The sequence below is a fragment of the Massilia glaciei genome (assembly GCF_003011895.2).
In the GTDB taxonomy this organism is placed as follows: domain Bacteria; phylum Pseudomonadota; class Gammaproteobacteria; order Burkholderiales; family Burkholderiaceae_D; genus Telluria_A; species Telluria_A glaciei.
In genome coordinates this window covers 25,286-33,757 of the sequence record NZ_PXWF02000269.1, presented here as the reverse complement: position 1 = coordinate 33,757, position 8,472 = coordinate 25,286, and the positions used below count along the sequence as shown (strand labels likewise).

The 8,472-nt window shown below is 60.8% G+C and carries 9 protein-coding genes; 3 read left to right on the top strand and 6 right to left on the bottom strand.

Features of this window, described 5'->3' with window-relative positions:
- Nucleotides 1–366: 366 nt before the first annotated feature.
- The 6 genes from C7C56_RS19615 to flgA form a co-directional block, all read right to left on the bottom strand.
- Nucleotides 367–1,434, bottom strand: a complete 1,068-nt coding sequence (locus tag C7C56_RS19615) for a M35 family metalloendopeptidase (protein ID WP_106759054.1) — start codon at nt 1,432–1,434, stop codon at nt 367–369.
- Between the two features lie 316 nt (nt 1,435–1,750).
- The gene (locus C7C56_RS19610) at nt 1,751–3,160 is read right to left on the bottom strand and encodes a DUF1501 domain-containing protein (protein ID WP_106759053.1); all 1,410 of its coding nucleotides are present in this window, start codon (nt 3,158–3,160) and stop codon (nt 1,751–1,753) included.
- 9 nt (nt 3,161–3,169) lie between these two features.
- The gene (locus C7C56_RS19605) at nt 3,170–4,876 is read right to left on the bottom strand and encodes a DUF1800 domain-containing protein (protein WP_106759052.1); all 1,707 of its coding nucleotides are present in this window, start codon (nt 4,874–4,876) and stop codon (nt 3,170–3,172) included.
- Nucleotides 4,877–5,084: 208 nt separating this feature from the next.
- Nucleotides 5,085–5,567, bottom strand: a complete 483-nt coding sequence (locus tag C7C56_RS19600) for a flagella synthesis protein FlgN (RefSeq protein WP_229458878.1) — start codon at nt 5,565–5,567, stop codon at nt 5,085–5,087.
- An 8-nt stretch (nt 5,568–5,575) separates the two neighbouring features.
- Nucleotides 5,576–5,878 carry a flagellar biosynthesis anti-sigma factor FlgM gene (flgM, locus tag C7C56_RS19595; RefSeq protein WP_106759050.1) on the bottom strand — a complete coding sequence of 101 codons (303 nt, stop codon included), beginning with the start codon at nt 5,876–5,878 and terminating at the stop codon, nt 5,576–5,578.
- Nucleotides 5,879–6,011: 133 nt separating this feature from the next.
- Nucleotides 6,012–6,710, bottom strand: a complete 699-nt coding sequence (flgA, locus tag C7C56_RS19590; protein ID WP_370660227.1) for a flagellar basal body P-ring formation chaperone FlgA — start codon at nt 6,708–6,710, stop codon at nt 6,012–6,014.
- Nucleotides 6,711–6,916: 206 nt separating this feature from the next.
- On the opposite strand from flgA, the gene flgB reads away from it, so the two are divergent.
- The 3 genes from flgB to C7C56_RS19575 are packed head-to-tail and all read left to right on the top strand — an operon-like array spanning nt 6,917 to nt 8,460.
- Nucleotides 6,917–7,333 carry a flagellar basal body rod protein FlgB gene (gene flgB, locus C7C56_RS19585; RefSeq protein ID WP_106759048.1) on the top strand — a complete coding sequence of 139 codons (417 nt, stop codon included), beginning with the start codon at nt 6,917–6,919 and terminating at the stop codon, nt 7,331–7,333.
- A gap of 18 nt (nt 7,334–7,351) precedes the next feature.
- Nucleotides 7,352–7,753 (top strand): flagellar basal body rod protein FlgC, encoded by a 402-nt coding sequence (gene flgC, locus C7C56_RS19580; RefSeq protein ID WP_106759047.1) that lies wholly within the window; start codon nt 7,352–7,354, stop codon nt 7,751–7,753.
- A 17-nt stretch (nt 7,754–7,770) separates the two neighbouring features.
- Nucleotides 7,771–8,460, top strand: coding sequence for a flagellar hook assembly protein FlgD (locus C7C56_RS19575; protein WP_106759046.1), 690 nt, complete (start codon nt 7,771–7,773; stop codon nt 8,458–8,460).
- Nucleotides 8,461–8,472 lie beyond the last annotated feature (12 nt).

The following is an 8,472-nucleotide window of genomic DNA, read 5'->3' as shown; positions in this document are numbered from 1 at the left end:
TTTTTTAGTGGGTACTTGCACAAGAATATGAGCGCGCGCGGGGCGCCTGTACCGTCCCGCTTCTGCCAACTCATGTATTCATGCTCACACAAACCTCGACTTCAAGTAAACGCAGAATCAATCGTAAGTGTGAAGTTTTTGCGAACATTCAATGTTTTTGAATTGTTATTTTTGATTGCGGAGTTCGCATTGCGTGCTATGAAAAATTGGCGTCGGCTGAATGTCTATTTTGGGACGGATCGCGCGGAATGTTAAATTTTGAACATTAGTCCCGCTACTTGCGGTAAGTCGCGCGGGCATAAAAAAAGCGGGTTGGCGGTCCCCAGACCGTCCAACCCGCTTCCATCTGAAGCGCCCTACCTGGAATTACAGGTTAGGGGTGTTCTCGGCAAAATACTCGTGCGAGTCGGCATTGTCGACCGCTTTGTTCGGATCGCTGATGGCCAAGCTGGCAGCGCCCGATTGGCCATAGACCCAGTCGTCGGTGCCGGCGACGGCGGTGAAGTGGCTCATTTCATGAACCATGGTGCCGCCTTTCGAATCGGTGCCCGTCATTGGCGCCGACCAGAACGCCTTGCACACGTAGATTTTGTACGGCTGGCTCGGGTACACGTAGGCGTAGTAGGTCTTCTTGCAACCGCAGTCCACGGTGACCGGCTTGTTTGCGAACGCATCCTTGATCGAGGCGAAGTTGCCCTTGACCTTGGCAGCGCGGGTCGAATCGGCCGCGCCGAACCACTTGGTGTAGCGCGCGCCAAGCGAGCCGGACATGTAGGCGTCGCTGTTGGTGGCCATGTTCAGGCCGGCGGCGATGGCCGCGGTCACGGTGCTTTGCTGGGACGCGGTGCACTTGGTAAACGACAGCCCCATCGTCGATGGCGGCTGCGGGGCGGGGGCTTTCGCCAGCGTGCCGCGCGGCAAGCTGCCATCGATCCACAGCGATGCCGGGGTCGATTTCATCTCGCCGATTTCCTTCTTGGCCTTCTTGTTGCCGCTCATCTCGTCATTGAACATGCTCAGCGACTTGGTGTCGTAGCTGATCGAGTAGGCGCCGGTGATGCTCATGTCGTACATGCTCGACAGTTCAACCTTGGTGGTGTGCGATGCGCCTGGCTTGAGCACGTAGTAGTCCGTTGCCTTTGGCGCCTGGCGCTTGTAGTGGGCGCCCTCGTACGGCACGTCGACGCCGTCGCGCGTTACTTTGAACAGCGACTCTTCGATTTCGGCGAACGGGGTGTACCACTTGAGGACGTATTGCGGGGACGACGAGGTGTTCTTGATCGTGACCTTGACGACGACGTCATCGCTCTTGCTCAGTTTGGTTTTCTCTGCTGCAACGCTGACCGTGACGCCGTTGTTGCCCGCTTGCGCAGAAGCGCACATGGCGGCGATCATCACAGCAATACTGGTCTTGGCCGTAGTATTCCAATTCATTTGTGTTCTCCGAAAGTGATTTTTATAGTGGACCGCTTTGTTGCAGCCTTAAATTTTAAGTTTCCATAAAGAAAAAAATTATTCTTCGATAAGCAAACTCATGAATGAATACTCACGGATTAACGCGGCCATGTAAAGTTGAAAATTGTTTTCTCGAATTTTTTTGCAAAAATGCCAAATTGATTAAAAATTAGCAGACGCGGCAATGATGATGTGGTATAGACAAGTTTGAGGTCTCCGGCTTTGAATGCGAGGCAAACCCGAGGCACTAGACGACATCTGTGCCCGGGAAAGGATCGCGTGAAGCGGTTCCGATTTAGACGAAGTCCAATTTTCTTGCGCTGGCGCTGAAATTGCGCAGGTTCGGGAGCACCTCCAGCAAGTCGCTGTCGGACACGCCAAACCATCCACCGAGCGTGGCGGCAAATTGTTCGATAGACATGGTCGGGAGCAGACGGCCTTGGCCCACATCATCCGGTCCGTCATTGGCCAGAATGGGAGCGTTGCCGTAAAAGCGTTTTCCCTTTACCGCGCCGCCCATCACAAATTGCATGCCACCCCAGCCATGGTCGGTGCCCCCGTTCGTGTTTGCCGACAGCGTGCGACCGAATTCGGAGGCGGTAAACGAAGTGACATCGTTTGCGACATTAAGCTCGGCGGTTGCCGAATAAAAGGCACTCATCGCCATCCCCAGTTGTCCCAACAGGTGGGTATGGGGAGCGAGCAGGCTGTAGTGGTTGTCGAAACCGTTCAGCGTGACGTAGAAAATTTGCCGTTTTACGCCCAGCGCAGGCGCAATCGAGATCATCCGCGCGACCATTTGAAGTTGCTTTGCGAGCGGGTTATTGGCGGGGAAAATGGTATTGAGGCGAGCTGCCGATGCAAGCGAGGACGACAAAAGCTCCTCGGATTCCAAGGCGCGCTTGTTGATGCGGTTGTACTCGCTTTCAAAGATGTTGTCGCGCGGTTCGCTGATCAGGGTGCGCAACGCCGCCGAACATGCCGCCGACCCGAACAACGGGTCCCGCAGAGCCTCCATCTTCACCGGGCCATCTATTGAAACATGGTATTGCATGGCCGAGTTTCCCGACAGGAAAACCGCGTTGCCGGCAAGGCTAATGTTTGAAAACACTTTGTTCTGATTGTTCGATTGGAACAAGTCCCCCATTCTCCCGCCCCAACCCGAAGCAGCACCCTCGGGGAACGACGATTGCCAAATGGATTGCTGGTCGTTGTGCGAGAAAAGTTTGGATGGCAGGCGAACCGACTTTCCGGTGTATTGTTGCTTCGTCGTCGGCTCGACCAGCGTACCCATATTCAGCATCACCCCCAAACGCTTTTCATTAAAAAGGGCAAGCAATGGCGCCAGTGCAGGCGGGAGCGCATAGTCGTGCGCGAAACCGGCCGAGTCGAGTGCCGTGTTTTCTGATGCAAGCGCGCCCGCGGCGAGCTGTTGCCGGCTGTACGCAAACGACGGACGGTAGCGCTGATACAGTGTGTGGTTGCCGCTATCGTAGGGCACCAGTGTGTTTGCCTGGTCATTGCCACCCGAAAGAAAGATGCATACCAACGCCTTGTATTCGCCTGTCGTGGCCGCACTGGCATCGGCAAGCGCAGACAAGTTGATCAACCATGGCGCCGCCACGCTGGCGAGCGAAAGAGAGCCTGCGCGTTTCAGAAAAGCGCGCCGTGATCCATTGGTGACGTTACTGTTGTCGTTTTTCATGGTGGACTCCTATTTTTGAACGATGAACTCGGGTGCCGCCATCACCATGACCAGCGTGGCATGGATCCGAGCGAGACGGGACGCGTCGGTACCGCTTGGCAAGGTGTTGAGTGCCCCCACGATCAGGACCACGGTGGTCGCCGACAACTGTCCGGCCGTCAACACGAGATTGATCTCGTCAACCAAGGTGCGGGCGTTGTCAGCCAGTGGCAGCAGGCTTCCATAGTCGGCCTTGACATCGCCGATGCCGTCGCAAATCACCCTTTGCATGAAGTTCACGTAGCCGACGACCGATGTTTCATTCGTGATCTGGAATTCCGGCGCTACCATCCCGGAGTTGCTGATCTCACTGTTCGGAGGCACATATCCCGGCCTGAAAAAATTGAAGACGCTTGGCGCGCGCAGCGGGCTTTGCGCCAGCGCCTTGCCAGCGTCCGAGGTGTCGCCCACGTTCCATGTGTCGCTGGGCGAGGTAGCCTTAAATGCGCGGGCCCATGCTGCCAAGCGCAGGATAGGCTCCCGCAGCTTGCCGTATCCGGGGGCGGTGTCGTCGATGTCTGCGCGCGCCTCTTCATCTAGCAAGATGGCTTTCAACACGGCCGTCAGATTGCCTTTGACACCGTTCCCATCGTTGTTAAACACGGCGCTCACGCGAGCCACATAGGCCGAGCTAGGGTTACTGCACACTAAGCGTTGAATCAACTGCTTGCCGATGAAGGGGGCAACGTTAGGATGCGCGAAAATGGTGTCGAGGGCCTGCGCCAAGCTGTCGGCGGGATTTGTTCCGGCCACAATGGTCGTTCCCAGAAATTTCTTGCTGCCGTATTCATGGCGTCCCGCAAGCTGAATGAGGGGTAGTCGTTTGTACTCCGGGGTCGAATAGCCGAACGTGGCGTCGTAGCCATATCCCGTAAACACGCGCGCCAGACCGACAACGTCGTCAAGGGTGTACGTTTCTTGTGGTTTGCCGTTGACGAGTTTGGGTGAGCCATCTGGATTTAGCTGGATCAGTCCGATTGAGAACAACTGCATGATTTCGCGCGCAAAATTTTCGTCAGGCATAGCGCCTGTCGCGGGATCGAATTTCATATTGTCGATATAAGTCAGAAACTCGCCCATCGGCGTGCTAAGCGATATCTGTTGCAACAAAATTCGGTAATTTCCAAAGGCATTCGCTTGCAACAAATCTAGCAAGGTCGCGGCCGAGAACGCGCGCCACTGTCCTTCGAAAAAACCCGACACGGCACCGACGATGATCTCTGAAAGCGCCAGCGTAACGCGCTGGCGCAAGGTGTCAGGCGCGGACAGCAATTTGCGCCAAATGCACGCATCGGTGCCGGCCTCGGATTCGGTGGAAGTGGCGAAACCGGCACCAACCAACCAGGCCCAGGACGTGCCCGAAACCGGCGTCGCGATCTGATCGTCGAGCCACCCGGCATATCCGAGCTCTTGTACCTTGGCAATTTGTTCGCGCGTTGCGCCCATCGAGGCCTGCATGAGGAAGCGCGAAGCCTGCGTCGCCGTGGGCGGACCCGGGGTGGGCGCGATCGGTCCGGTTGGCGGCAGTTGGGCAGGCCCCTTGCCCGTCCCGGCCCCACAGCCACTCATGATCGCACCGGACAGAACAGAGGCCGCTGCCGCCATATACTGTTTTAAGCCGGAGAAATCTTCCACGATTGCCGTATCGATAAGGATTTGGTCGTAAGGATTTGACATGGCAAGCACCTTTCAAAGGTAAGTGTGCGAGCCTTGATAGTAGAAAATATGACAATCTTATCGTTGCGTTCGTCGCAATATTATGATTGTATTTTCGCAAGAAATTGTCGAAAAATAAATTTTCGCTTTGCGTAGCCTTGCGCGCGCAACGCCAGCCTCGGGCCGGCATGGCAAGCCCCCGGGCGCATCGGCCCGATGGAAGAGGGTCTTAGCCGATCACCGGGCGGCGCGGCTGCGGCGTGACGGTGGCCTGGCCGCTGGGGCCGTAGAAATGCGCCTCGCCGCCCGAGGCGGGCGCGCGCATCGCGTTGAGGATGGTCTGGTTGTAGGTGAACTGCTTGTTGATCAGCATTCCATTGACGCGGTTGAGTTCCTTGGCCTGGCGCGTGAGCTCGAGCAGTTGCTGCCACTGCTCGGCGCTGGCGGCGCCGGGCCCGGCCTTGATCCAGGCCTGCATGCCGTCGTCGGCGGCCGCGAAGCCGGCCTCGCGCAGCAGGCGCTGGCGCGTGGCCGCGCATTGCCCCAGTTGCGCCACGAGCGCCGACTTGAGCACCGTGAGCGCGCTCAGCGCCTCGGTGTCGGCCTTGACCAGCACCTGCTGCTCCTGCTGCAGCATGGCGAGCATCTGCCCCATCAGGCGCAGTTCGTCGGGCAGGGCGGCGTTCGGGCTGGTGGCGGACATGGTGGACATTGGGTGTGTTAGCGCTTTCTGGCGTGCAGCAGGCCGCGCACCGTCTCGAGCAGGCCGTCGGCGACTTTTTCGGAATTGACCTGGAACTGGCCGTCGGCGATCGCCAGCTTGAGGCGCTCGACTTTTTTGGCGTCGAACACGGCATTGTTGCCGACCGTGCCGGCGAGCGCCTGGCCTTGCGAGGACAGGCGCACGCTGTCCGATGACAGGCCGGCGGCCGGGCCGGCCCTGTCGGCGCCGCGGGTGCCCGCCGCCGGGGCGGTGTTGCCCGGCAGCGCGGGTGTGATTTTGATCGGGTCGTTAATTTTCACAGCGTTTTCCTCGTCTTGCCGGAGCGAGAAACTCCGGGGTCTGCCTCGGTAACGGCGCACCGGCCATAAACTTTAGCTGCGACCGCATGGACTTTCCCATATCAAATATTCGTTCGGCGCATGTCTAGCATGCCTAGTATGCCACTTCGACCAGGCCGCCGGCGCGGGCCACCCCGCTGAGGATCACGCCGCGCGGCGTGCGCGCCTGTACCACCTGGCCGTCGGCCGCGTTGCCAAGCGCGCGCGCCTCGCCCGAGACCTGGAAGCCGGGTCCGGCGCTGACCACGCGCACCAACTGCCCCTGTTGCACCACGGGCGGGCTGCGCAGGCCGTCGAGCCGCAGCGGCGCGCCGGCCTGAAGCGACACGGTCGGGCTTTTTCCGGCCGCCTGCGCGATGTCGGTGATGATCCCGTTCGGCATCGCCGCGAGATCGCCCTTGAGCAGCATCAGCTGCGACGGGTCGATCGGCTGGCCCTGCGCCAGGGGCACGGCGGCGGCCACGTAGTCGCCCGTCACGCTCACCCTGGCCTGCACATACACGCTCCAGGCGGGCGCCAGGCAGCGCACCCCGACCGAGGTCCTGCCCCAGGCGCGCGCGCCGGCTTGCTGGAACGCCTGCGGGTCCGGGCACGCGGCCAGGCTCATGCGCGGGTCGAGCCGGCCGACCTCGATCGCGACCTTGCCGGGCAGGCCGGCGCTCTGCACGCGCAGGTGTTGTTCGACCAGCGCGCGCAGGGCGGCCGGATCCTGGCGCGCCGGATTGGCCGGGACCTGGCCGCGCACCAGCGGCGCGCTCAGCAGCAAAACCAGGATGGCGAGGACGGACAATATCGGAGCTGATCGGAACGACGTGCTTGGCTTTGCGGCCGACAGGGTCTTTTTCATGCTCCCATATTAGGCGGCGCGGCCCCGGGCCGAACGTTTGAATAGCCCCCGTTTGCACGGCCTTCTCGGCCGATTGCTGCATGCCCGGCAGCCTTACTATCGATCCTGTCACCACCGGCTTTGGACTGGCGCCTGACCTGGGAGAATGCAAAATGAGCAAAATCGACGATTACATGCGCTTCAACGAGGTCGCCCTGAGTTTGCGCTCGCAGCGCCAGCAGGTGCTCGCTTCCAACATCGCGAACGCCGACACGCCCAACTTCAAGGCGCGCGACATCGATTTCGCCAGCGCGCTGCAGGGCGCGCTCGCGCGCGGCGCGGCGCCGGCCGGCGTGCCGGGCGCGACCGCGGCGGCCCATTTCACGGGCGTGGCCAAAAACGCCGACACCCTGGCCGACGGCACCGCGCTGCTGTACCGGATCCCGGCCCAGGGCAGCGTTGACGGCAACACGGTCGACATGGACGTCGAGCGCAACCAGTTCGCCGACAACGCGCTGCGCTACGAGGCGGGCATCACCATGATCAACATGCAGATCCGCGGCCTGATCTCCGCCATCCAGGGCCAATAGGGCCGATAGGGAAGCACTATGTCGCTGTTTAACATCTTCAACGTGTCCGGTTCGGCCATGAGCGCCCAGGCCCAGCGCCTCAACGTGGTCTCGAGCAACCTCGCCAACGCCGACAGCGCCACCAGCGCCAGCGGCGAGGCCTACCGCGCCAAGCAGGTCGTGTTCGAGGCGGTCCAGACCGCCGGCGGCGGCACCGGCGTGCGCGTCCAGCAGGTCGTCGAGGACGCCTCGCCGCTCAAGCAGGTGTACGACCCCAAGCACCCGATGGCCGACGAGAAGGGGTATGTCGCCATGCCCAACGTGAACGTGGTCGACGAGATGGTCAACATGCTGTCGGCCTCGCGCTCCTACCAGACCAATGTCGAAACCATGAACGCGGCCAAAAGCATGCTGCTCAAAACCCTAACGCTCGGTCAGTGACCGGATCGGAACCCCCCATGACCGCCATCGCCACCCAATCGCCGCCGATCATCAACGACCTCATGGCGGTGATGAATCCGCGCAAGGCGGCCGCCGTCGCCGGCAGCGTCCAGGCCGACCAGGACAAGTTCATGACCCTGCTGGTGACCCAGCTCAAGAACCAGGACCCGATGAACCCGCTCGACAACGCGCAGATCACGAGCCAGCTCGCGCAGCTGTCGACCGTCACCGGCGTCAACAAGCTCAACACCACGCTCGAATCGCTCAAGGCCAGCTACCAGTCGTCCGAGGCGCTGCAGGCGGCCAACATGATCGGCCACGGCGTGCTGGTCGAGGGCAACAGCCTGACGCTGCACGAGGGCAAGTCGATCATGGGCGTCGAGCTCGGCTCGAGCGTCGACAACCTGCAGATCGTCATCACCGACCCGCGCACCGGCAAGGACGTGCACACGCTCGATCTCGGCCCGCACGGGCCCGGCGTGACCCCGGTCGCATGGGACGGCGTGATCGACGGCGTGCCCTCGGCCAACGGCGCCTACACCTTCCGGGTGGTCGCCCAGAACGGCGGCGAGGCGGTCGACGACGCCATCGCGCTCGCCTTCGACAGCGTCGGCAGCGTGACGACCAGCGCCAAGAACGGGGTCCAGCTGAACCTGATGCTCAAGGGCAGCATGGTCACGATGGCCGACGTCAAACTCATCATGTAATTCAAGCCGCCA